Here is a 22407-nt window from a genome sequence, read left to right as displayed (position 1 = left end):
ATCGTCACGCTGAGCGTCGCGCGCCCGGGGCAAGCGAGCATTGGCTTAAAAGGGAAAGATGAGCGGTGTCAGCACGAGGACACCTGCGGAATAGGCAAGGCTGACGAGTAGACCAGCCGATCTCGGGTGTTCTCTGCCGGGTGGCTCGGTAGGCTGCTCGCCCGCCAGAGCAGGACGCCCAGCGAAATTAGCGCCACCGGCAGGCCCACCAGAGCAAACTGAAACATGCTCAGCTCCCGGCCGGCGGCGTCGCCGTACCCCTGGGCAATCGGCGCCTCTTCAGGATCACGGCTGGCGCCGGTAACGATCAGCGGCAGGTCAGGCGCCTGCCGCCATAGGCGTTTCCCCTCCATCAGGCGAATAGCGGAGCTGTCATTCAAACGTGCAGTGCTCGACCAGGGAGCGCTGGGTCGCCAGCCGGCCCGTCGGTACCGGCACCTCAGCAGCAGCGTGCCCAGCCCCATCAGCCCCAGGCAAAGGGGTAACGGCATCAGAAGTTGGGCGGCCAGCGTCTTGGCCAGCTCGTACATGCCGCTTTCTCAACGTTGGGGATGGCTTGATGCCCCTGCGGTAAAGGGCGCTAATGGGTAACCGGCTGCGGGGCAGCGGGGGCGTGAGACAGTAAGTCACACAGTGCACTGCTGGGCTGGTAATCCAGCGGGGCATTGATCAGTAGTTGGCGTATTTCACCGTAATCAAAATGACGGCAAGCGGTGAAAAGCCGGTGAACCAGTTCCTCAAGCTCCGGCCACGTGAGCGCGGATTCATGCGCCGTCATGATCCGTTCGTGACGCGTCGCCGATACGTTATCGCCAATCAGCAGCTCTTCGTAGAGTTTTTCCCCGGGACGCAGCCCCGTGTAACGGATGGCGATGTCGCCGATATGGACATTTTCGGCCGCGTCCGGTGCCTGCTCGTGTTCGGCCGGCAGCACCGGTTCCAGGCCCGTCAGCCGAATCATGCGTTCCGCCAGGCCGGCAATGCGGACCGGTTCGCCCATGTCGAGGACGAATACATCACCACCCTGCCCCATGGCGCCCGCCTGAATGACCAGCTGGGCCGCTTCGGGAATGGTCATGAAGTACCGAGTGATGTCGGGGTGGGTCACGGTAACCGGGCCGCCCGCGGCAATCTGGCGGCGGAACAGCGGTACGACCGAGCCGCTGGAGCCCAGCACGTTGCCAAAGCGCACCATGGAAAAACGCGTGCCTGCCTGCCGCGACGCCAGCGCCTGGCATACCAGTTCTGCCAGCCGCTTGCTAGCACCCATCACATTGGTAGGGCGTACCGCCTTGTCGGTTGATACCAATACGAAGGACTCCACTTCGGCAGCCACGGCAGCCTGGGCGGTTTCCAGCGTTCCCATCACGTTGTTGCGCAGCCCTTCCACCATGTTGTGTTCGACCAGCGGCACGTGCTTGTAGGCCGCCGCGTGGTACAAACTTTGCACCTGGTAGGTGCGCAAAATGGTTTCGATACGCGAACGGTGCTGTACCGACCCCAGCAGCGCGTGCACGTGCACTGCTGTATAACCTTCGTGATCGGCGATCCACTTGAGATCCTGCTCTATCTGGTAAAGGCCGTATTCAGACACTTCCAGCAGCAGCAGACGACGCGGCGACTGGCGCAATATCTGCCGGCACAGCTCAGCGCCGATGGAGCCGCCGGCGCCGGTGACCATGACCACCTTGTCGTAAATGTTCGCGCGCATCAGCGCCGGTGTGGGCGGCACCGGATCGCGCCCCAGCAAATCTTCCACCGCCACGTCGCGCATTTCGGAGACTTTGGCCTGCCCCGAGACCATATCGGCCATGCCGGGGATGGTTTGCACGGGCACGGCCAACGGCTCCAGCCGCTCCAGCACCTCACGCCGACGCTGGCGCGTGGCGCTGGGAATGGCCAGCAATACCTTGTCGATGCCGTAGTTGGCGATCAGCCGTTCAATATCCTGCGCCGCGTATACCGTCATGCCCATCACCAGCGCTCGGTGCAGGCCGGGCGAATCATCGATAAAGGCGATGGGCTCGTATTCGTTGCCGTGGCGCAGGGTGAGCGTAAGCTGCCGCCCTGACGAGCCGGCACCGTAAATTAGCACGCGGGTTTTATAGCGCAGCTGGCCGCGCATATAGATGGCCCGCAGCCCAAAGCGAACGCCGCCGATGGTAAACATGGCGAGTAGCGCGTAAATAAAAGGAACCGAGCGCGGCACCGGCAGCTGATAAAGATAGTTGACCACAGCCAGCGTCAGCGCCGAGCCCAACACGCCGAGCATAATCGTCTTGAAGGCTTTGACGCTCATATAGCGAATGACCGCGCGGTAAAACCCCAGCCGCATAAAAATCAACAGGCTGACCGGTATCATCACCGGCAAGACCAGCCAGACCCCGGGTTGGCTGAGAAAGTCGGAACTGTCCAGACGCAGCAGCATGGCCAGCAAGAAGCTCAGCGTAATCAGCGCTACGTCGGCTGTTAGCTGAATCAGCCGTTTGGCGCGCCTTGGCAGGGAAAACAGCGGTTGTAAAAGTCTTATCATGGACGTATTTCCCTAAACGAGCTCTCTGAATGTGCGCCGAGCGTGACAGAAACAGAGAAAGATCAATAAATAATGCAGAATAAATGGCAGCCGCCATAAGATACACTGATCTTGCCCACCAACAGAGGCCACTCAAGGCAGTATATCTAGCGCTACAGCAGTGGCATCATCATGCGGCTTGAGTCGAGGGAAGCGGTCGCCCTCGGGGTCGTCGGCTTCCAGCAGGCGAAGCTGTCTCAGCGTGTCATCCAGACGCTCATCGATACGTTCATCGGCGAGCCAGTGAGCCGGATCCTCGAGTCCATATCCCTGCCAGGCCGCCGAAAACCCATCGCTGGTAAGCAGCACACGGCTGACGTCACACGCCTTAACGCGTCGCACCTCGGGTACCATTTGGTCAATGCGTGCCACACTCAACGCTGAATAGCCCTGAGGTGTATTGAGTCGCTCGCGATGCGACACAAGCATGGGATGAATGGCACCTACTGCTTCAGCGAATGGTTGACCCTGGCCGCGCCGTTCCGTGACGGCTGCAATCGCTCGTTGATCGAATGCCAGCAAGGGAGAATCAGGAAACACACGCTTGGCACCACAATCGTCAAGCGAATAGACTTCACAGTCGCCAAGGCGCAACATCACCAATTCTTCGCCTTCCAGAGCGACCAGAGCGAGTCCCGCAGAGGGAAGCCGATGAGCGGCAACCGGCTGGTTACAATGGATGTGCCATTCCCGTGTCACGCCCGCCAAGGCGTGTTGCAGTGCAGCAAGCACCACAGGCTCATTCTGCCACTTGAGTTGTAACAGCTCGGAAAAACGCTCAACAAACCACCGTGCATCACTTGCAACATCCTGCAACAGTGGCTCGCCTAGTACTACAGTCGTAACTGAATAAGCTACAATGCATGTGGTTGATATGGAAGCGATCACAGGGTGAAGGATGCAAGAACTGGATCTCTCTGTCTCAGCATTGTTGGATGACCTGGCAGATCGGTTAGGCCCGCTCTTTCCGCGTTCGGAAACGCGCGATCGCGCACTACGCTACCTCCAGGGTCTGCTTAGTCAGTGCGAACGTAAGAATAGCTGGCATCTTGCCGAGTGGCTCGGGGATGCCACCCCAGATGGGGTGCAGTACCTGTTGGATCGTGCCCGCTGGGATGCGGACGCAGCACGCGATATTCTCCGCCAATGGGTCATCGATACGCTGGGCTCGCCTGAGGGTGTCCTGGTCCTGGACGAGACCGGCTTTATCAAGAAAGGCCAGCACTCGGCCGGCGTGCAACGCCAGTACAGTGGCACCGCCGGCCGTATCGAAAATAGTCAGATCGGGGTCTTTCTTCTCTACGCTAGCCCGGCAGGGCATGCCTTCCTGGATCGCGCCCTGTACTTGCCCAAATCCTGGACACAGGACCGCGAGCGTTGTCGGCGTGCGGGCATCCCTGATGACGTCGAATTTGCCAGCAAACCCGAGCTCGCTCGCCGGATGCTGGAGCGCGCGATGGATCAGGACATACCGGCCGCCTGGGTGACGGGGGATAGCGTCTATGGCGGTAACCGCAGCCTGCGTCTGTGGCTGGAGGATCGCTCACAACCCTTTGTTTTAGAAGTGGCTTGCAACGAACCCTTGTGGTGGAAGAGTTTCCAGTACACGCGAGCCGACGAGATCGCGGCGGCACTGCCGGATGACGCATGGCAGACCCTATCCGCTGGCTCAGGCAGCAAGGGCGAACGCAGGTACGACTGGGCGTTGACGCCGCTGACAAGGCTGCAGCCTACGGAAGAGGCACGCCGCTGGGGCCATTATCTTCTGATCCGACGCAGCCTCTCGACACCGGATGAGTTGGCCTATTATGTGGTCCACGCGCCCAGGGACTGGGTATCGATAGAGACGCTGGTTCGAGTCGCGGGTCAGCGCTGGAAAATCGAGCAGGGTTTTCAGACGGCCAAGGGGGAATGCGGTCTGGATGAGTATGAGGTGAGGCGCTGGGCCAGTTGGCATCGCCACATTACTTTGTCGCTGCTCGCCCACGCCTTGCTGGTGGCGATACGGCAAGCGAGTCACCAGCAAAAAAAACTCGTACCGACAGGATTCAGTTGACACTCTCCGAGCTCAGGCGACTAATCGGGAGATGTCTATGGCAAGGACAACAGGCCCTGTCCCATGTGCTTCATTGGTCGGACTGGCGACGAAAGCACCAGTACCGGGCTTGGCAGTGCCACTGTCGGCAGCAGCAAGCCCGGATGGCAATGCATGAACGATCACGGCTGTAGTTACGACTGTAGTACTAGCCCTGTTGCGCCATCCAGCGCAAAGGCAAGACGCTCGTTGACTACAATCAAATCCTCGTTGCCAGGCGGATTACCTGGAACACATAATCCCGCCACTTGCTGAAACCGTGCCATCAAGGCTCTTCCATTCGCTAGTTATCTGACGACTCAGTACAATCGCTCTCCAAGCCCAAGTGCAAAGAGGCAGCGAATTGTCCATCACTGACTACCTGAGCATTTTGTTCTCCCGGCAGCGCTGGCGGCACGCCCTGCTGGCGGCCCTATCGTTGCACCTTATATTGGGCGCCTATGCCTTGTTGGTCGATATCACCCGCGGCATGGATCTCTCACTGCTGGTCAATACTGTGCAATTTTCACTAGGGCCTGTTGACGTTTGATGACAGGAAGATTTGGCAGGATAGAGGCAAGCTCGCAGAATAAAGGTTCCTACGCCAACAAACTGCAAGCCTGCCATGCCCCGACAAATGCTCACGGATGAACACTGGTCGAAGCTAAAACCTATCCTGCTTCAACAAGGTATTTATGACAAGGCCGACCTGCGTACCACGGTGGAAGGCATCCTGTATCGGATGCGCACCGGCTGTCCGTGGCGGGACCTACCGGAGGCGTTTGGCCTCTGGAATACGGTCTACAAGCGCTTCAACGCCTGGTCAGCGAGTGGAAAGTTGATGAGGATTTTCAGCTCTCTGGTGGAAGATCCTGATGTCGAGTGGCTGTTCATTGATGGCTCTTACGTCAAGGCACACCAGGACAGCACGGGGGCTGCCACGGAAGACGCCGAAGCCATTGGTAAAAGTCGTGCAGGCAATACCAGCAAAATCCATCTGACCGTTGATGCCTATGGGCTGCCGATTGCCTTCAGGATAACGGGCGGTGAGGTGCATGACAGCAGGGAAGCGTCGGCGTTGATTGACGACTTGCCGGCGGGTGATGCGTTGGTGGCTGACAAGGGCTATGACAGCGAGCGTATCCGTGAGCAGGTCGAAGCCAAGGGCATGGCTGCCGTGATTCCGCGCAAACGCAACTCGAACAAAGGAAATGCCAACCTGGACAGAGGATTATATCGCTACCGGCATCTGGTTGAGAATGCCTTTGCTCGATTGAAGCCGTATCGTGCTATCGCGACGCGTTACGATAAGCTCAAGCGAAACTACGAAAGCATAGTGGCCTTGGCGTGCAGCTTTTTATGGCTGCCAATGTGAAACGTCAACAGGCCCTAGTACAGGCGGCGCTGATGTTGCTCTACCGCAACACCAGCAAGCAAGAAGGACAGCGCTACTCGCTCGATACCCGTTTCTATCTCAAGCAGTATCGAAGTGAAAGCCATCGCTTTCTGGCGCTACAGCGTCAAACTTCCGGCAAGCTTCGGGCCCTGTGCGGCCTATCACCGGATATCTGTCGAGCCAGCGAGGTTGCGCGCCTGACCAAACGGCATGACCTGATTGTGAGCCACAGCGTGCTGGAATGGGCGCCGGCTAGCCCGATGCTTATCGGCGCCATCCGCTTTGAATTACAGGATGACTGGTACGAGCTGCCATGGATCGTGGCCGAACATGGCCTGGATACCATTCTCAAACGCTTTAATGCTGTGGATCGTTACGACTACAACGGCCTGACGCTGGCGACCCATCATTGGCAGGCCACCCCGGATTGTTTCACCCTTCAGTTCCAGAAATCTTTTTATTACAACTATTTGGCCACCAATCTGTTGCCAGAATTTAGCCTGCCAGGTGGCTTGACCTATCGCGATCTGCTGGAGCCGGGGCCTCAACTCAGTAAACTCGACAGTGCCCTGCCGGAAAACCATCTCGGTATCAGCTGCCTGCTGCGTACCTGCGATGGCGCGCTGATCATTCCGCGACGCAGCCAACATACCAATGTGTTCAAGGGGCAGCTTTCGCCAAGTATTTCGGGCGCCGCCAACAATGCCACTTGCCGTGACCCAGACGGAGGCTATTCGGCCTTGGCGTGGCTCGTCCAAGAGCTGACCGAAGAGCTGCCATTTCTGGCCACAAGCCCGGACGCTTTCCCGACGCCGCTACACCAATACCTGGGTGGCACTGGCTTTCTCGGCATGACCCGCGAGCTACGCCGCTGTGGAAAGCCGGAGTTATTTTTCTTTCTGCAGCTTCCGATTGACGCCGCCAAGGTCCGCATGCTTTGGGCTCAGCACCGACATCCTGGCAATGAGGAGGCCGCACTGACTGCGCTACAGGGTATCGACCACAATGAAAATGCCGGCTTGATAGTCATCGATGAAGAGCAGCTTTTCCAGCGTATCACAACGCAGGTCATACAGAGTAAACGGCGCTGGCCAAACCCGCAGCAGGCCGACTTCCATGTTGTGCTACCAAAAGAGGGCAAAGACGACGTCCTCTCGGAATCGCTGCTGGCCAACCTGATCCTCTACCGGTTAAGCCAGTAGCGCGTGTCTGAGTCATGTATACCTTTTCGCTACGTTTTGAGGTTTCGGTGGTGCGATACGCTAAGTCTTGACCGCTGCCTCGGCCATCACCTCTTTCAGCACGCAGCAGGTCTTGTCAACTTCGGCCTTGGTCAGGGTAGGGTGACACAGAAACATCAGGCTGGTTGCGCCAAGCTCACGGGCCACGGGCAAAGGATGCTCAGGGCGCCAGCCCGGGCTGCCTGAATAGCCGTCGAAGGCCTTCTCCCGATACACCTCGGAACATGAGCCGGAAAAGCAGGGCACGCCTCGGGCCACCATTTCACTGATGATACGATCGCGATCCCAACCGCTGGCAAGCTCGTCTGGTTCAACAAACACGTAGCACTTGTAGAAAGCGTGCTCGATATGGTCGGGAATCGCCGGCACGCGCAGCCCCGGGCACTCGCTAGCCGCCTGCCAGATGCGCCAGGCATTGGCCTGGCGCGCGGCCGTCCACTGCGGCATGCGCGCCAGCTGAATGCGCCCGATGGCCGATTGCATCTCGGTTAGTCGCCAGTTGGTGCCGAAGCTCTCGTGCAGCCAGCGAAATCCCGGTGGATGCTCACGCTCATACACCGCCTCCCAACTCTTGCCGTGATCCTTGTAGGCCCACATCTTGCGCCAAAGCGCTTCATCGTTGGTGGTGACCATGCCGCCTTCGCCGCCGGTGGTCATGATCTTGTCCTGGCAGAACGACCAACAGCCGACATGCCCGATACTACCCACGCTGCGGCCTTTGTAGGTGGCGCCGTGGGCCTGGGCGCAATCCTCGATCACGGTAAGGCCGTGTTTATCGGCCAGCGCCATCAGCGCGTCCAACTCGCAGGGCCAGCCCGCCAGGTGCACGGCGACGATCGCCCGAGTGTTGGCGGTGAGCTTCTCTTCAACCGTAGCCGCGGTGATGTTCTGCGAATCGCGATCGACATCGGCGAATACCGGCACCGCCCCGGCGTTGGCGATGCTCGAAGCCGAGGCCAGGAAGGTGCGCGAGGTGACGATCACCTCGTCGCATTCTCGACCTTTCCCCTCGCCGATGCCCAGCCCGACAAGCGCCAGATCCAGCGCCGTGGTGCCGTTGGAGACGGCAATGGCATGCTCCGTTTGCGCGAAGGCCGCGAATTCTCGTTCGAATTCGCGGCCTTCCTGACCGGTCCAGTAGCTTACCCGGTTGGAAAGCAGCACGCGCTGCACCGCATCGGCTTCTTCTAGAGTAAAAGATGGCCAAGGTGAGAAAGGTCCATTTAACATTTAATGAAACACCGTATTCAGAATGTACCGAATGTCGCGCCGTAGCGACCAGTTACGAATGTACTCAAGGTTTACCTGTACCTTGTCAGGCCAGATCACTTCTCGGTTATAGGCTTCCGGATCGTTCTGGGCAGCCAGCAACTCTTCTTCATTCCGATACTTGAGCGTGGCCGGCCCGGTAATGCCGGGTCGGATCGACAACATGGCCCGTTCCTCGCCTTTCAGCTTATCTGCATAACCAGGAACATCCGGCCGAGGACCAACGAAGCTCATCTCACCCAACAGTACATTCCAAAGCTGTGGCAACTCATCAATCTTGGTGCGACGAAAGAAAGCTCCCAGAGGAGTAATACGAGGATCGCCGCGGCGTGTAACCGTGGTGTCAAAGGCTGCAACAGGGCGCATGGTCTTGATTTTCACCACTCGAAAAATTTTGCCGTTTTTTCCAACACGCTTTTGAATAAAAAAACCATTGGAGCGTGTATCAATCGTTGCCGCCAACCATGCAAGGAGGATGAGCCACCACGTAACGATTAGTCCTGAAAATGCAACTACAAAATCAAAGCAACGTTTTGCCGCTGCCTGCCCGGCAGAAAGAGTCGTTTTACTCACTCAACTGACTCCAGTTTCCCGTGTTTTGCTTCGAGCTCAGTCAACGCCAGACGAATTGCTATCGCGTCGGAATCAGAATTCAAATCAACTTTATTAAAATGAAATTTTTTGGGCAAATTAAATTTACGTGCTATTGATAGCCCCATGCGTTCACAGAACTGTCGAATCCGCTCAATCTCTCTTTCCGGGTTTTCACAAAGCTCTTCGTAATGAACCGTGAGCATTTTACTTACACAGGCTGCATCATCCAGTCGGCGATTAAGCCAATAGACCTGCGCTGCCACCCGTTCATGCTCTGTGGCTGTGTCCAAGCCTTCGCATTCACGGGGCTTAACCGAAAACCAACCGGAATTGCCTCTGCGCATAGATTTGAGCAAAGACAAGGCATTAGAAACAGGCTCACGCTTCAGACGAATCAATACGGCACCTGGAAAAGCTCGCTCTACCGTGTCTGGCACCAAAGTGTGGCCCAGGTAGGCTGTTGCAAAGGGTTCGCTATTGCGTGCCAGCACCGAAAACACCCGGCGTAGATAGTTCGTGCGCTTATTCAGCTTGTTAGTTGTAAGGGCTGAACATTCTGCATCAGACAACCCGCAGCCCAGCCACCATTGCCAGAAACGAAGCCCTTCTGCCGGCCCGTCCAGACCAGCCACAAACCCATGCTGAGAAGTAAAATCAGATTGATGGTGCCGAGCTTTTTTCGCCGACAACCAACCGCCCGCCAGTGGTAACTGGTACAATAAGTGCCAAAGGTTGGATAAGTAATTAACCGCCAAGCCGTGGCAGATGGTTTGGTAGGTAACCGTAGAACCACTGCGCGGTACAGCTAGAACAAAAATTGCGGGTGTAGGCCCCTTCTTTCTACCGAATACGGCAACAAAGGGCCACTCTACAAATCGAAATAAACACAAAGGCGCCTGCTGAATTTGCCTTGCCAACCTGACAGCAAGAGACGAACGACCGGCCATCAACCAACCACCCTTGCACAAGAACGTCGAATTTCTTCCTGTTTGAGCAAAATGGATGCTTTTTTAAATGGGCCAAGAGAAACCTTACCAATTAGATTCCGAAAAGGATAGGCACAGGAGACCGCAGCCCCGAGCCACGGCTTATAGACAACGTGCAACTTTGCGTAGGCTTTACGAAAGTTGAATTTTCGAATCAGGAAGTCATGGATATTTGTGTCATGGCTCAAACTCCTTGCACCATCAGATACATACTGAAAACCGCGATCTTGAAGATAATGAAGCTCCATTTCATGGAAAATTAGATAACCTACGAATTTTGCCATGGCCTCTGGTTCAAGCCACATGGTTACATAAAAGCAAGTGCCGTTTTCTACATAGTTCTCTGAAAACGCGACTAGATCGTTGGTTTCCCGATTAAAAACACCCCACCACTCTGTCTCTGCAGGCAAAGTTTCGATAGCATCACGAAATTCTTTTTCAGAGAACATTGGTTCATGGGTGTCATAGCGCTCATATGCTCGCACATAAACCGGATAGCCCTTGTCGCGTATAACTGACAGTTCAACAGGACGTGCCTCATAAGCTTTATCCGCTTTACGAATCATGTAACGTGTTTTTTTTGGGAGATTCTCGATAACTTCTGGCTTATCTTTAATGATATGCCACCAATTGGAATCGGAAACTTGACCGAAACACGTCTCCCATCGACAAAATAATTTTCCGGTTTTTTCTAACAGGTTTTTGGCAGAGCTATCATCAAAATTCCGAAGCGTCCCCGGGGGCGATAATGGGAAAAGACCACCTTGATTGCTACGCCAATGAACGGCATGGTCGATCATGAAGCAGTAGCCTATCATTTACTACCTCCTATGGTATTATGTAGATACGCCAACCTCGTAACTCCAGGTCGAAAAATATGCCTAAGCATCTCTTCCTCGGTGTAGTAGTCCATATACTCCATCAGCAGCGGCCGCGGCCCTACTACACTCATATTTCCCTTCAATACATTCCATAGCTCCGGCAGCTCATCCAAGCTGGTGGAACGCAAAAACCGGCCAAAGGGCGTGATGCGCTCAGAGTCCGGCAAGGGGTTGCCGTCGGCATCGATGGCGTCGCGCATGGTACGGAACTTGATCATCTCGAAGGGTTTGCCATGCATGCCGGGGCGAACTTGTCGGAAAAATACTGGGGTGCCAAGCTTTCTACGCACTCTAATAAAAACGACCGTGAGTACAGGGGCCAGCAATAACAACCCTACACTCGCGGCGATAACATCGAATGTACGCTTGATCATTAAAATACCTAATATAATTTAATCAGATAGCACTACGATAAAACGAATTCATTAAGTTTATTTGGGCCTAAATTCATTTATATTTAACGTGGATGAAATCCTATCTTCGATTATCTTATAACAATTCTTACGATAAAAAATCTCCTTAGGATACTTCCCTCTAAACGACGGATCCCCAAGAGCACGCGCAATTGCGGCCTTACAGCTATCGACGCTACCTGCCGTGTAATTTACATGTGGGTAACCTTCATATAGTGTATGAAGCTCTTCTGTAGCTTGACTATTCAACATAGGAATACCAACACTAAAATAATCGGAAAGCTTATTCGTAATAGATTGGGGCGCGCTGGCTTTCAAAGCATTCACTCCCAAATCACACGACTTTACAAAGGATATCATCCTGTCATAGTCAACATACCCGTGAAAGTTAATATCTTGGCCGGCCACAGCCTTTAACTCCGACTCTTGGTGACCCCCACCAAATATATGCAACTCTACAGGGAGCCCAGCTTCAATCATTTCATTAACAGCCAAAACAACCGTTTTAATATCATAGCTATGCCCGAGACTTCCAATATACACCAACTTTAATTTTCTTTCGTCCAGATTCAATACTTGAGCACTTTCAATCTTATCCGAATCACTTCCTATATATACAACAGCTCCAACTGGAATATCGCAAACTAACATCGCCCTATCAAGGTAGGTCTTTGACACAGCGACTAGGGCATCTGCACCCTTGTAGCAAAAATCGGCCCTGCTGGTGTATGGGATCATCCACAATGGGAAATTTTTAACGAATGGAAAAGCCGCAGATATAGATTCCGGCCACACATCCTGCACATCAATTATCAACTTATAGTTAAATACATTTTTATTTTTCACGAGAAAAACATTAGTGCTTATTAAAGGATATGCTGAATAAACCAAATCGAAATCAGTGCCATTCCGCATGAACCAATCTTTAAAGTTTCTAAAAAAAACCCTATGACTAAAGATTCTTTTCAGTGAAACATTACTAAAATAACTAGGCGCGAAGACGACTTTTACCTTGTAAGAAAAACAATCTTCACGTTGCTCTCTTTGAGACTTTGTTGAGTGCCTAAAACTGCTAGTTAATAATGTGACATCGTATCTTTTTGACAAAAGATTAGCCAGATATAAGAACCTACTAAAGCCTTGCTCCCCAGGCAAAGAACAAAAAGGAGCAACAATTAAGATTTTTTTCATAAAAGTCCACAAATAAATAAAGATTTACTGATAAATATGAAGAACAACTATCTTACAAATCTTAGCTGTAGAGCCCCGGATGATAGATTGAGCCATAGGAGTTATCCTCTGCTGGCAGCGCGTGACCTCATTGCGTCGTTCATTCAGGAGCATCGTGATGGATATCAAACTGCATAAAACAGCGACCACCACACCCCGTATACGTCATGAGATTCAGCAAGCGCCGGCCGCCGTCAGCGATAGTGAGCTGGCACGACGCTACAACGTATCGGGCCCTACCATCGCGCGATGGCGCTATCGCACCACTCAGTATGACCGCTCGCATACGCGCCATAACCTGCTGACAACCCTATCGCCGGCACAGGAAGAGATCGTCGTCGCACTGCGTGAATATCTGCGTCTGAGTCTCGATGACCTGCTCACTGTGGCCAGAGAGTTCCTTCACCCGGATCTGTCGCGCTCTGCCCTTGAGCGCCTGATGAAGCGCCGCGAGTTGCCGAGCCTGGCCCACTTGAGACAACAGGAGCAAGCAGCGCAGGCACCGCCTCACAAGCCGTTTAAACGCTATGAGCCGGGGTATATTCATGTTGACGTCAAATATCTGCCGCAGATGCCTGACGAAAGCCGGAAACGCTATCTCTTCGTGGCGATTGACCGAGCGACCCGGTGGGTTTACCTGGAGGTACGCGAGCACCAGTCCGCTCATGATGCCGAGGTCTTTTTACGCCACGTTCGTGAGAAAGCCCCGTTCAACATCAAGACGTTGCTGACAGACAATGGCAAGTGCTTCACCGATCGTTTTGCCGCAGGCGGAGAGCGTCGGCCGACGGGCAAGCATAAAGTGGACCGGCTCTGTGAGAGCCACGCGATAGAGCACCGTCTGATTCGCCCTTACCGGCCACAAACGAACGGCATGGTAGAGCGCTTCAATGGGCGCATCAGCGATGTGCTGAACACACACCGATTCGACTCTCGAGAGGATCTTGAGTCCACGCTCAAGCGCTATAATTGGCTATATAACCACCACATCAACCAGAAAGCCTTGCACCACCGAACGCCCATTGGTGAAATGAAGCGGTGGCAGCAAGAAAAGCCCGAATTATTCTGGAAGCGCGTAATCAATCATTCGGGACCCGACACTTAGCAAGGCGACAACATAAATATACTTGCAATCAAGCCCAGAGCTGTACATAAGAGATTCTGCAGATATAAAAAATCTAAACTCCCTTAATAACTTTCTTTACATGTAAAACTGTCGCCGCCAAACGACTCATAACAACAACTTATCAAATTTAGGACCTGAATTCAACCAATAAGCGCAGCACCTGCGGTATTCAGTGCTCCAGAGTACTCCCCCAGAAACACCTGTGCCGGTGTTCGATAGCCGAGTCGTTTTCGGGGGCGGTCATTGAGCTTTCTCACCACCCTGCGTAGCTCGGCATCGGTGACTTGGCGGAAGCTAGTTCCCTTGGGAAAATACTGCCGAATCAAGCCATTGGTGTTTTCATTGGTGCCACGTTGCCCTGAGCAATAGGCGTCGCAAAAGTAGGTTCTCGCTGCTACGGCGCTCGCCACGGCCTGGTGCTCCGAAAACTCCGAGCCATTATCCAGCGTGATCGTTTTCACCGCACCTCGACGAGGCTTCAGCAGGCGGATCATGGCCGCTTTCGTCAACGCCGCTGTAATGGTGGGTAGCCGTGCCGCCAATAGATAGCCGCTGCGTCGCTCAACCAGCGTGACGATGCCTGATTGCTTATGTCCCTGAAGCACCGTGTCACCCTCCCAGTGTCCGATGTAGCGCCGACTCTTAACCTCGGCTGGGCGATGTTCGATACCTACGCGACCAGGTATCTTGCCAAGCCCTGCGCTTTTGGCGTGAACACGGTGCTTGCTGCGCCTCTTGGGCTGCCGGAGATGCTGCCAAAGCGTGCCGCCGCGGGCCTTGTCCTCCCAGACCAGGGAATAAATCCACTGATGACTGACGCCGATACCGGCCAACGGTGCCATGAATCCACTGATCTGCTCTGGGCTCCATTCTTCACGAAGTCGGTCGGCCACCGCTGCGATCAAGCTGGGCAAGCGCTTCGTCCACTTGCGGGCGGTACGTCGTCGGTGATCGCTGCAAGCCTGAGCCTGTTCAGGATCATAGCCACTGGCCGTCGCGTTGCGGCGCAGCTCACGGCTAATCGTGCTGTTGTGGAGCCCCAGTTCCCTGGCGATCTGTCGCTGGCTCCTGCCCAAGTCATGGCGGGCGTAAATCTGGTATCGTTGTGTCTGGGTCAGCTGTTGGTATCCCATGCTCTGCTTCACTTTGGTCGGTAAAGCAGGGAGGGTACCGGCACTGGCCCTCCTGCCTCTACCTTGTGGTCCAAAGTGCTGCAGTTATTCTATGAATTCAGGGATTCAACAGCATAGAACTGTAGCACCGAAGTAGATAAGTTATTCGTTTTGCCTCTTGCACTCGACTTATCTTTCGCCTGGTTGCTGAACCCACCCTTTTATTGACACAGTAGTAGGCTTCAGGAACCCCTTTTCGGATCTTATACACATGAGGCGAGAGGTTCGCCATGAATAAAGCATCCTCTCCACGAGATACACGAACATCAAATCTTGAATCACCAATTATGCTTCTGTGAATAACCTTGGCGACGGGCGATGAGAAGTATTTTCTTGATCTGAAAATTGAGTCCTCTTCATCACGCAACTTTTGGTAGCTAACTCCGATATAATCAAGCGTTACGTCCTCAGATCTGTCGGAAAACTGCCTAACGTTAGAAATTTCAATAGTATGTGGATCGGAGGCCTTCAGCAGAGACTCTATATAATTTTCACTTAAAACGTCATCATCGTCGACAAAACAAACATATGATTCCGTGGATTTTTCTAACAATACGTTTCTAGCATTCGAAACACCAGGTCGACTCAAATAAAACAAACTCCACCTAAACTCGAAGAACTCCAACAAGTCTACAACATACTGATAATATGGATCACGAGGGCCATTTAATGCTATATAAACAGAAAACCTAGACTTATCTAAAATCTGAGCATCTAGCGAGCTTAAACAAGCTTCAATATAACTTCCCGGCTTAAACGTTGGCAACAGCACGGCTACACAATCATTATCCTTCAAGTATTTTCTCCAACCCTCGCTAGTACTACAGTCGTAACTGAATAAGCTACAATGCATGTGGTTGATATGGAAGCGATCACAGGGTGAAGGATGCAAGAACTGGATCTCTCTGTCTCAGCATTGTTGGATGACCTGGCAGATCGGTTAGGCCCGCTCTTTCCGCGTTCGGAAACGCGCGATCGCGCACTACGCTACCTCCAGGGTCTGCTTAGTCAGTGCGAACGTAAGAATAGCTGGCATCTTGCCGAGTGGCTCGGGGATGCCACCCCAGATGGGGTGCAGTACCTGTTGGATCGTGCCCGCTGGGATGCGGACGCAGCACGCGATATTCTCCGCCAATGGGTCATCGATACGCTGGGCTCGCCTGAGGGTGTCCTGGTCCTGGACGAGACCGGCTTTATCAAGAAAGGCCAGCACTCGGCCGGCGTGCAACGCCAGTACAGTGGCACCGCCGGCCGTATCGAAAATAGTCAGATCGGGGTCTTTCTTCTCTACGCTAGCCCGGCAGGGCATGCCTTCCTGGATCGCGCCCTGTACTTGCCCAAATCCTGGACACAGGACCGCGAGCGTTGTCGGCGTGCGGGCATCCCTGATGACGTCGAATTTGCCAGCAAACCCGAGCTCGCTCGCCGGATGCTGGAGCGCGCGATGGATCAGGACATACCGGCCGCCTGGGTGACGGGGGATAGCGTCTATGGCGGTAACCGCAGCCTGCGTCTGTGGCTGGAGGATCGCTCACAACCCTTTGTTTTAGAAGTGGCTTGCAACGAACCCTTGTGGTGGAAGAGTTTCCAGTACACGCGAGCCGACGAGATCGCGGCGGCACTGCCGGATGACGCATGGCAGACCCTATCCGCTGGCTCAGGCAGCAAGGGCGAACGCAGGTACGACTGGGCGTTGACGCCGCTGACAAGGCTGCAGCCTACGGAAGAGGCACGCCGCTGGGGCCATTATCTTCTGATCCGACGCAGCCTCTCGACACCGGATGAGTTGGCCTATTATGTGGTCCACGCGCCCAGGGACTGGGTATCGATAGAGACGCTGGTTCGAGTCGCGGGTCAGCGCTGGAAAATCGAGCAGGGTTTTCAGACGGCCAAGGGGGAATGCGGTCTGGATGAGTATGAGGTGAGGCGCCGGGCCAGTTGGCATCGCCACATTACTTTGTCGCTGCTCGCCCACGCCTTGCTGGTGGCGATACGGCAAGCGAGTCACCAGCAAAAAAAACTCGTACCGACAGGATTCAGTTGACACTCTCCGAGCTCAGGCGACTAATCGGGAGATGTCTATGGCAAGGACAACAGGCCCTGTCCCATGTGCTTCATTGGTCGGACTGGCGACGAAAGCACCAGTACCGGGCTTGGCAGTGCCACTGTCGGCAGCAGCAAGCCCGGATGGCAATGCATGAACGATCACGGCTGTAGTTACGACTGTAGTACTAGAGGCCAGCACGCCGGGGATGGCAATGGTCAGCGGCGTACTGGTGGCGAAAACGATATCGCCCTCAAGTGCCAATGCCTTCTTTCTGGCGGCGAAGGCGAAGGCAAAAAACGCCTTGATGCGCTGCCCATAGCTCATATGGTTGGAGTACGGCACGGGGTACCAATGCACCTGTATGCCGGCCTCGTCGGTTGTGAACCACTCCCCCGGCTTATCATCTTCGCGATAGGCGGTGATCATGTGCACCTCATGCCCGGCCGCTACCATGCGCCGCGCCATCTCGTAGGAACGGGTGCCGCCCGACATTTCGGGGGTGTTGAAGTACTGGTGAAGGTAGATAATTCTCATAAGCGTTAGCTGCCTGTTAGCGTATCCACAATCGCCTGCGCGGCCTTGCCGCCGCCGTATAGGTGGTCCGTATCAACAACGCGCCGGCCGAAATGCCGCCGGGCAGCCTCTTCGATACGCGCCTGATCAGCGCCCACCAGCTCGTTGGCCCCGGCTTCTACCAGCTCGACCCATTCGGTCTGGTCGCGCAGGGTGACGCAGGCTCGGCCGAAGAAGAAGGCCTCTTTTTGCACGCCGCCGCTGTCGGTCAGCACCAGGCCGCAGTGGTTAAGCAGCCATACCATTTCGAAATAGCCCACCGGGTCAATGGTGGTGACGGCAAGCGTTAAACCGGCGCGCTCGACGGCGGCCCGGGTGCGCGGGTGCAGTGGCAGCACCACCGGTGCCACCTCGCGGTGCGCGCGATTGAGCGCGGTGACGATGGCGGCCAAACGCTCGGGGTCGTCGGTGTTTTCGGCGCGGTGCAGCGTCGCGACAATAAACCCACCACCGTCACCATTTGTCCGTGATGTTCCGTGTCCTTCCGTGGCCGATATCATCGAAGGCAATCCCTTCGGCGCCACCGCGTGGCGGGAGAAGAACAGCGCGGCATCCTGCATCACGTCGCCGGGCTGTAAAACACGCACCGGTTTTTGCCCGAAGCCTTCGGCATTCAGGTTGTTAACCGCCGCTGCGGTGGGGCAGAACAGCAGATCGCTGATCTGGTCGGTCAGAATGCGGTTGATCTCTTCCGGCATCGCCGTGTTGAAGCTGCGCAGCCCGGCTTCTACGTGCGCCACCGGCACATGCAGCTTGGCCGCCGCCAGCGCGCCGGCCAGCGTCGAGTTGGTATCGCCGTAGACCAGCACGCGATCCGGCTTGTGTTCCACAATGGCCTGCTCGATCTCGGTCAGCATGCGCCCGGTCATCTCACCGTGCGAGCCACCGTGAATATCCAGCTGAATGGCCGGACGGGGCATGCCCAGCTGGTTGAAAAACACATCCGACATGTTGGCATCAAAATGCTGGCCGGTGTGCAGCATGATTTCTTCAATGCCAGCCGTTTGCTGGATGGCGCGGGAGACGACGCTCGCCTTGATGAACTGCGGCCGCGCGCCGATGACGGTGAGAATGCGGGGCATAAGTGACTCGTTACTCGTTGAGTGATTGATAGAGATCGAGCAGCTTTTGCTCTTCGATAGCCCAGTTATAGCGTTCCTGCACGGCCCGCTGACCGTTGCGACCCATCTGTTCCGCTTCTTCGGGATGCGATACGAGATAGCCGATGGCGTCGGCAATGGCCTGGGGAACTAACGGATCGACACACAGTCCGCACTGATTATCTTCGATGATCCCTTTCCAAAGTGGGAAGTTAGAAGCAATAACAGGAACACCCGCGCTCATATACTCAAACATTTTATTAGGCTGGGCATCAGTATGATTAGGGGAAGGCAAAAATGTCACGACCCCCGCGATCGATGTGGTTAAGAGATCACACACGCCCTCACGATTAACGAACCCTAGAGCATCGACCTGTTTCCAGCCCTCGTCAGCCTTAGCAGCCAGCTCAGCGCTTACATCACTAAATTTACCGGCTAGCTGCAGCCGTGTGTCAGAGCCAACAAAGCCCATCGCCTGAACGACTTGAAGAATACCGCGTAGCCGGCCAATACCACCCACATAGCACACCTGATTCTTTTTCTGAGACCAATCCACCTGGTCGCTGGCCAGTTCACCCAGCAGCGGGTAGTTATTGATATCTTCCGAACGTATGCCCATTGCGATGAATTTATCGCGAATATAGGGCGTAGCGGCAATTACCGCATCCAGTTGACGGCAGGCCCAGCGCTCATACACGGCAAACGACTTGGATAGTGCCCATTTCGCTGGTTTGTTAAGATAGGACTTACCCAGCAGCTGCTTGGGCACATCCTCGTGGGCATCAAAAATCACCGTCTTGCCGCGCTTTTTCAGCTTGAGGCCAATCGGGATCAGCTCAGGGTCGTGCAGATGGTAAACATCAGCATCCAGCGCCAGCGCTTTCGTCAGTACCCGCCCTGGCGCATGACGAATGCGGTCCAGGCGCCCCTTGGAAGCGCCGACATCGTGGATCTTAACGCCCGCTTTTTCTTCATCGCCCTTGCCGTCAGCAACTACAAGAGAAACGGTATAGCCGTGATTCGCGAGAGAGGTGCATTCCTTGAGGAAAATGCGGGTGTCGGTGCGGGGGTGGACGGAGGTGAGGTGGGCCACAATCAAGTTAATATTTTCCTTTTGATTGATTATAAAATTAGGTAAAAGAGCTTACAGCTAAATCAACTTTATAGAGATAGTGGTTCTAACCGTCTTGGGTGCTCTTGTTAGTCATTGTTTATCATTATTATGACTTATCCTTAATAATATTCCTATCAAGCACCAAAACATAAATGCTCCTGGCCAATGTGTAACGCCTCCTAAGGCATAAACTGATAAAAAAATGAAAATTATAATATAGGCACAAACGGCTCTGTCGGCTAGAGCACAAGAAGAAAATCTATAAGCAAGGTAATAAAATAAAACTATAAAAAAAGATAATCCTATGACTCCTGCTCGAAAAGCAAACTCCCACCATAAATTATGAAGATCGCCAAAACCTTGCGTATTACCGGCACGCGATATGTGCGCATCAACACCCCAGCCAAAAAACGGGCGTTCAAGGAGAAGTCTGTAGCCCAAGTCCCATCGCCCCAATCGACCCGAATCGAGACTTTTCCCAGTGTTCTCAATGCTTAAAGATACTAAGTAAGAATAAATGTCGCTGTTGTATAACCATACTCCTGCGATAGCTACAATTAAGCTCACTGCAGGCATTAGGTAAAAAATAAATGAGTTTATTTTTTTTTCAAAGCGCCGACTTAATAAAAGAGTAAATGCAGTATATAAAAGGCATAACGCTGCAGCGGCTTCTACTCCCCGAGCCCCTAAAGAAAACCCAAAAAATAATAGCAAAGACAAAAAAAACAAATTACTGAAGAAAGAGGTTTTGTGAGATGAGAGAATCAAGAATAAAACGGAGTAAGTTGTTGTTATTCCTACCCAATTAAGGTTAAAAGAAGTGTTTCCGCTAACAATTAAAACAATAGAGGCCGTAAAGCATATGCCTGCCATGGTTTTCGCGAAAATCCTGAATCTTTTTTTATCATTAAAAATTTTGTATGAGAAAAATGCAAAAAATAAGTTAAAAATGAGGGTTGATATTTTCATACCAAGAGCCAATATATTCCCAGCACCGCTGAAGATAGAAGATGATAATCCGATAATTATAAAAAACCCTATGCCTGAGCCGAGTATCAAAAAAGGCTTCTCTATAATATTTTTTTTCCTTCCGGCCCAAAGGAACATAACTATAAGTGATGCTGCTCCGATCCCTAAAAAAACAACAGGATAGTATTTACTGGCAAACTCAATCCAATCAGAATCGAATAAAAAGCCTGATAAAGCCATCAAAACTGCTAGCGCAACAGGGTATAAGTAGATCATAATAAGTTTTTATATAATTTTTTAATGGCGGAACTATAAAGCTCTGAGTTATGCCAAAGCACTGTATAGCAGCCACGAGCACTATGGCATTTAGATTTTAACTGGAAAAATTTATCCAGTGCTGCATTGCTGGCACCCAGACCAAGATACTGCGGAGCCATTACGGAACATTCCATAACTATCAAAGGTCTTATTCGCAAAGATAGTGGCTGTTGGCTAAGTGCATCAAAAGATGAGTATTCATGGCAGGTGCCGCAGCGAAACCCCGGCCTGTCGGCATAGCCCAGGGTTGAATCATAGTTCATTCCTGCGTCATTCCAGGCGTTCAGGGTCGTGGGCGTTTCCCAGCGTAGATAATGCATCCGCCCGCCCCATATATCTTGTTCGACGCCTTCTTCGGCGCAAACGGCACGCAAGCGTTTAGCCTCGCCAGCAATAAGTTTAGGAGATTGATAGGTATTATAGCTGGGGTGCAAGCCTACCTCATGGCCACGGTCATGAATGCGTCGGATAAGGTGGCGAATAGGCTCATCTTCTATATTGTAAAGCGCATCTTTTGTTGGATGGGTTTGACCACAGATGAAATAAAATGCGCTGGTCAGCCCATGTTTTTCTGACTGGTCCATAATCCAATCGAAGGTATTGTAAGGATCCTTCGGATGTAGATGTTTCTTGGAATTCAAACGAATCCAAGGCGCGAGTAGCGCATGCTTGAAATCTCTTCGTTTAAGAATATCGCCACCCATGGTACGAACCAGCCCTTTCAGCGGCTGGTAGCCATAGCGCGTTGGACGATCCACATCGTGCGACACCTTCATGCTGAACCGGTGTTGCTTGAGTTTGACCTCGGGCCACTGGCGCTTGATTACCTGGCCGAGCAGGTCAAGCCATTCATCAACGATGGGGCGTTCCAGGTAACCGTGGCGGTAGGCGTGCGACGACGTCGCCGGGAAGCGGTCGTGCTCGTCGAGGTCGGTACGGCCGACCTCTTCCAGCCGCGTGAGCATCCAGTACGTCAGGCCGAGGATGTCGTAGTGGATGGTGACGTCGCCATGTTCGGTTGGCTCCACCAGCCGCGCCGGCGGGTGCGGCATGGCCGGCGTGGGCAGCGGCTCGCCGAGCACGGGCGTAAAGCCTGCGGCGGCGGCATCCCAGCTGCCGCAAGGAAAATCCGAGCGCGACTGGTGGAAGGCTGTTTCCAGCCTAGGGAATAAGATATAACCTTGTGGCGATATGGCTAGGGAGAGCCTAAGACTATTTTGAGACTGGGTAAGCGTAAAAGCATGCCCGAAGCGCTCTTCAAGGATTGAAGAAAGCCAATCAAGGGCCTGATTAGAAAACTGAGGCATGAAAGATAAAACCTTATTAGGACCA

Annotated in this window: 22 protein-coding genes; 6 read left to right on the top strand and 16 right to left on the bottom strand. The window is 53.7% G+C overall.

Going from position 1 to position 22407, the window contains the following annotated elements; all coding sequences use genetic code 11:
• Positions 1–68: 68 nt before the first annotated feature.
• The 3 genes from ACZ415_RS04505 to ACZ415_RS04495 form a co-directional block, all read right to left on the bottom strand.
• The gene (locus tag ACZ415_RS04505; RefSeq protein ID WP_344702369.1) at positions 69–530 is read right to left on the bottom strand and encodes a hypothetical protein; all 462 of its coding nucleotides are present in this window, start codon (positions 528–530) and stop codon (positions 69–71) included.
• 50 nt (positions 531–580) lie between these two features.
• Entirely contained in the window at positions 581–2533 is a 1953-nt protein-coding gene (locus tag ACZ415_RS04500; protein ID WP_344702371.1) for a polysaccharide biosynthesis protein, read from the bottom strand.
• Positions 2534–2665: 132 nt separating this feature from the next.
• Positions 2666–3388 (bottom strand): hypothetical protein, encoded by a 723-nt coding sequence (locus ACZ415_RS04495; protein ID WP_464387764.1) that lies wholly within the window; start codon positions 3386–3388, stop codon positions 2666–2668.
• 82 nt (positions 3389–3470) lie between these two features.
• Between ACZ415_RS04495 and ACZ415_RS04490 the strand changes: the two genes are divergently transcribed.
• The 4 genes from ACZ415_RS04490 to ACZ415_RS04475 all read left to right on the top strand — a co-directional run bounded on the left by ACZ415_RS04490 (position 3471) and on the right by ACZ415_RS04475 (position 7244).
• Positions 3471–4628, top strand: coding sequence for an IS701 family transposase (locus ACZ415_RS04490; protein ID WP_311882712.1), 1158 nt, complete (start codon positions 3471–3473; stop codon positions 4626–4628).
• Between the two features lie 382 nt (positions 4629–5010).
• A complete protein-coding gene (locus tag ACZ415_RS04485; protein WP_344703111.1) occupies positions 5011–5196 on the top strand; it encodes a hypothetical protein in 186 nt (61 codons plus the stop codon).
• A 75-nt stretch (positions 5197–5271) separates the two neighbouring features.
• On the top strand, positions 5272–6021 hold the full coding sequence (locus ACZ415_RS04480) for an IS5 family transposase (protein ID WP_344703115.1): 750 nt from the start codon (positions 5272–5274) through the stop codon (positions 6019–6021).
• Positions 6006–7244, top strand: coding sequence for a hypothetical protein (locus ACZ415_RS04475; RefSeq protein ID WP_344701106.1), 1239 nt, complete (start codon positions 6006–6008; stop codon positions 7242–7244). The genes ACZ415_RS04480 and ACZ415_RS04475 overlap by 16 nt, the downstream gene beginning before the upstream one ends.
• Before the next feature lie 60 nt (positions 7245–7304).
• Here the strand turns inward: ACZ415_RS04475 and ACZ415_RS04470 are convergent, their stop codons facing one another.
• From ACZ415_RS04470 to ACZ415_RS04445, 6 genes are read right to left on the bottom strand one after another with little or no spacing between them, the layout of a single operon-like run.
• Positions 7305–8513, bottom strand: a complete 1209-nt coding sequence (locus ACZ415_RS04470; RefSeq protein ID WP_344701104.1) for a DegT/DnrJ/EryC1/StrS family aminotransferase — start codon at positions 8511–8513, stop codon at positions 7305–7307.
• Complete coding sequence (locus ACZ415_RS04465; protein WP_344701102.1) at positions 8514–9125, bottom strand: sugar transferase; 612 nt, start codon at positions 9123–9125, stop codon at positions 8514–8516.
• The gene (locus ACZ415_RS04460; RefSeq protein WP_344701100.1) at positions 9122–10093 is read right to left on the bottom strand and encodes a sulfotransferase family protein; all 972 of its coding nucleotides are present in this window, start codon (positions 10091–10093) and stop codon (positions 9122–9124) included. Before ACZ415_RS04460 ends, ACZ415_RS04465 begins: the two co-directional genes overlap by 4 nt.
• A complete protein-coding gene (locus ACZ415_RS04455; RefSeq protein ID WP_344701098.1) occupies positions 10093–10932 on the bottom strand; it encodes a hypothetical protein in 840 nt (279 codons plus the stop codon). Before ACZ415_RS04455 ends, ACZ415_RS04460 begins: the two co-directional genes overlap by 1 nt.
• A gap of 14 nt (positions 10933–10946) precedes the next feature.
• Complete coding sequence (locus tag ACZ415_RS04450; RefSeq protein ID WP_344701095.1) at positions 10947–11387, bottom strand: sugar transferase; 441 nt, start codon at positions 11385–11387, stop codon at positions 10947–10949.
• Positions 11388–11444: 57 nt separating this feature from the next.
• Positions 11445–12617: a glycosyltransferase gene (locus ACZ415_RS04445; RefSeq protein ID WP_344701093.1), complete on the bottom strand. Its 1173-nt coding sequence runs from the start codon at positions 12615–12617 to the stop codon at positions 11445–11447.
• Between the two features lie 157 nt (positions 12618–12774).
• Here ACZ415_RS04445 and ACZ415_RS04440 point away from each other — a divergent pair, with 157 nt between their 5' ends.
• Positions 12775–13761, top strand: a complete 987-nt coding sequence (locus ACZ415_RS04440) for an IS481 family transposase (RefSeq protein WP_344701091.1) — start codon at positions 12775–12777, stop codon at positions 13759–13761.
• Between the two features lie 161 nt (positions 13762–13922).
• On the opposite strand, the gene ACZ415_RS04435 is transcribed toward ACZ415_RS04440, so the two are convergent.
• Both ACZ415_RS04435 and ACZ415_RS04430 read right to left on the bottom strand, forming a co-directional pair.
• Entirely contained in the window at positions 13923–14915 is a 993-nt protein-coding gene (locus ACZ415_RS04435) for an IS30 family transposase (protein ID WP_464387763.1), read from the bottom strand.
• Positions 14916–15012: 97 nt separating this feature from the next.
• Complete coding sequence (locus ACZ415_RS04430; RefSeq protein WP_344701087.1) at positions 15013–15750, bottom strand: glycosyltransferase family 2 protein; 738 nt, start codon at positions 15748–15750, stop codon at positions 15013–15015.
• Between the two features lie 90 nt (positions 15751–15840).
• Between ACZ415_RS04430 and ACZ415_RS04425 the strand changes: the two genes are divergently transcribed.
• Positions 15841–16998 (top strand): IS701 family transposase, encoded by a 1158-nt coding sequence (locus ACZ415_RS04425; RefSeq protein WP_464387762.1) that lies wholly within the window; start codon positions 15841–15843, stop codon positions 16996–16998.
• 12 nt (positions 16999–17010) lie between these two features.
• Here the strand turns inward: ACZ415_RS04425 and ACZ415_RS04420 are convergent, their stop codons facing one another.
• The 5 genes from ACZ415_RS04420 to ACZ415_RS04400 form a co-directional block, all read right to left on the bottom strand.
• On the bottom strand, positions 17011–17535 hold the full coding sequence (locus tag ACZ415_RS04420) for a glycosyltransferase (RefSeq protein ID WP_464387761.1): 525 nt from the start codon (positions 17533–17535) through the stop codon (positions 17011–17013).
• A gap of 5 nt (positions 17536–17540) precedes the next feature.
• Positions 17541–18656: a non-hydrolyzing UDP-N-acetylglucosamine 2-epimerase gene (gene wecB, locus ACZ415_RS04415; protein WP_344703197.1), complete on the bottom strand. Its 1116-nt coding sequence runs from the start codon at positions 18654–18656 to the stop codon at positions 17541–17543.
• Between the two features lie 10 nt (positions 18657–18666).
• Positions 18667–19767: a glycosyltransferase family 4 protein gene (locus ACZ415_RS04410; protein WP_344703201.1), complete on the bottom strand. Its 1101-nt coding sequence runs from the start codon at positions 19765–19767 to the stop codon at positions 18667–18669.
• Between the two features lie 111 nt (positions 19768–19878).
• Positions 19879–20997: an O-antigen ligase family protein gene (locus tag ACZ415_RS04405; RefSeq protein WP_344703195.1), complete on the bottom strand. Its 1119-nt coding sequence runs from the start codon at positions 20995–20997 to the stop codon at positions 19879–19881.
• 32 nt (positions 20998–21029) lie between these two features.
• Positions 21030–22382 (bottom strand): polysaccharide deacetylase family protein, encoded by a 1353-nt coding sequence (locus ACZ415_RS04400; RefSeq protein WP_344703192.1) that lies wholly within the window; start codon positions 22380–22382, stop codon positions 21030–21032.
• Positions 22383–22407: the final 25 nt, after the last annotated feature.

It is taken from the genome of Halomonas cibimaris (assembly GCF_055379665.1).
Note: the sequence above shows the minus strand (reverse complement) of the source record. Positions and strands in the feature narration are given on the sequence as shown.

Excerpts from the sequence above, each read along its gene's own strand:
- ACZ415_RS04460 (WP_344701100.1), bottom strand. The coding sequence starts at position 10,093 with ATGGCCGGTCGTTCGTCTCTTGCTGTCAGGTTGGCAAGGCAAATTCAG.
- ACZ415_RS04450 (WP_344701095.1), bottom strand. The coding sequence starts at position 11,387 with ATGATCAAGCGTACATTCGATGTTATCGCCGCGAGTGTAGGGTTGTTA.
- ACZ415_RS04500 (WP_344702371.1), bottom strand. The coding sequence starts at position 2,533 with ATGATAAGACTTTTACAACCGCTGTTTTCCCTGCCAAGGCGCGCCAAA.
- ACZ415_RS04480 (WP_344703115.1), top strand. The coding sequence starts at position 5,272 with ATGCCCCGACAAATGCTCACGGATGAACACTGGTCGAAGCTAAAACCT.
- ACZ415_RS04405 (WP_344703195.1), bottom strand. The coding sequence starts at position 20,997 with ATGGCTTTATCAGGCTTTTTATTCGATTCTGATTGGATTGAGTTTGCC.
- ACZ415_RS04435 (WP_464387763.1), bottom strand. The coding sequence starts at position 14,915 with ATGGGATACCAACAGCTGACCCAGACACAACGATACCAGATTTACGCC.
- ACZ415_RS04470 (WP_344701104.1), bottom strand. The coding sequence starts at position 8,513 with ATGTTAAATGGACCTTTCTCACCTTGGCCATCTTTTACTCTAGAAGAA.
- wecB (WP_344703197.1), bottom strand. The coding sequence starts at position 18,656 with ATGCCCCGCATTCTCACCGTCATCGGCGCGCGGCCGCAGTTCATCAAG.
- ACZ415_RS04440 (WP_344701091.1), top strand. The coding sequence starts at position 12,775 with ATGGATATCAAACTGCATAAAACAGCGACCACCACACCCCGTATACGT.
- ACZ415_RS04445 (WP_344701093.1), bottom strand. The coding sequence starts at position 12,617 with ATGAAAAAAATCTTAATTGTTGCTCCTTTTTGTTCTTTGCCTGGGGAG.
- ACZ415_RS04475 (WP_344701106.1), top strand. The coding sequence starts at position 6,006 with ATGGCTGCCAATGTGAAACGTCAACAGGCCCTAGTACAGGCGGCGCTG.
- ACZ415_RS04455 (WP_344701098.1), bottom strand. The coding sequence starts at position 10,932 with ATGATCGACCATGCCGTTCATTGGCGTAGCAATCAAGGTGGTCTTTTC.
- ACZ415_RS04400 (WP_344703192.1), bottom strand. The coding sequence starts at position 22,382 with ATGCCTCAGTTTTCTAATCAGGCCCTTGATTGGCTTTCTTCAATCCTT.
- ACZ415_RS04505 (WP_344702369.1), bottom strand. The coding sequence starts at position 530 with ATGTACGAGCTGGCCAAGACGCTGGCCGCCCAACTTCTGATGCCGTTA.
- ACZ415_RS04425 (WP_464387762.1), top strand. The coding sequence starts at position 15,841 with ATGCAAGAACTGGATCTCTCTGTCTCAGCATTGTTGGATGACCTGGCA.
- ACZ415_RS04490 (WP_311882712.1), top strand. The coding sequence starts at position 3,471 with ATGCAAGAACTGGATCTCTCTGTCTCAGCATTGTTGGATGACCTGGCA.
- ACZ415_RS04420 (WP_464387761.1), bottom strand. The coding sequence starts at position 17,535 with ATGAGAATTATCTACCTTCACCAGTACTTCAACACCCCCGAAATGTCG.